The sequence below is a fragment of the Streptomyces sp. L-9-10 genome (assembly GCF_004151105.1).
GTDB lineage: Bacteria > Actinomycetota > Actinomycetes > Streptomycetales > Streptomycetaceae > Streptomyces.
On record NZ_PHRF01000080.1, the window covers coordinates 1 to 621 of the forward strand.

A 621-nucleotide genomic window follows, 5' to 3' on the forward strand; every position below is an offset into this window, starting at 1 on the left:
GTCGTGACTGCGTGCCTTTTGAAGAATGAGCCTGCGAGTTTGCGGTGTGTTGCGAGGTTAACCCGTGTGGGGAAGCCGTAGCGAAAGCGAGTCCGAATAGGGCGGTTTAGTAGCGCGCTCAAGACCCGAAGCGGAGTGATCTAGCCATGGGCAGGTTGAAGCGGAGGTAAGACTTCGTGGAGGACCGAACCCACCAGGGTTGAAAACCTGGGGGATGACCTGTGGTTAGGGGTGAAAGGCCAATCAAACTCCGTGATAGCTGGTTCTCCCCGAAATGCATTTAGGTGCAGCGTCGTGTGTTTCTTGCCGGAGGTAGAGCACTGGATAGGCGATGGGCCCTACCGGGTTACTGACCTTAGCCAAACTCCGAATGCCGGTAAGTGAGAGCGCGGCAGTGAGACTGTGGGGGATAAGCTCCATGGTCGAGAGGGAAACAGCCCAGAGCATCGACTAAGGCCCCTAAGCGTACGCTAAGTGGGAAAGGATGTGGAGTCGCAGAGACAACCAGGAGGTTGGCTTAGAAGCAGCCACCCTTGAAAGAGTGCGTAATAGCTCACTGGTCAAGTGATTCCGCGCCGACAATGTAGCGGGGCTCAAGCGTACCGCCGAAGTCGTGTCATT

The 621-nt window shown here is 56.2% G+C and carries 1 rRNA gene; it reads left to right on the forward strand.

Annotation, left to right across the window (positions count from 1 at the left end):
- Positions 1–621, forward strand: a 23S ribosomal RNA gene (locus tag CU044_RS20040); the annotation flags it as partial.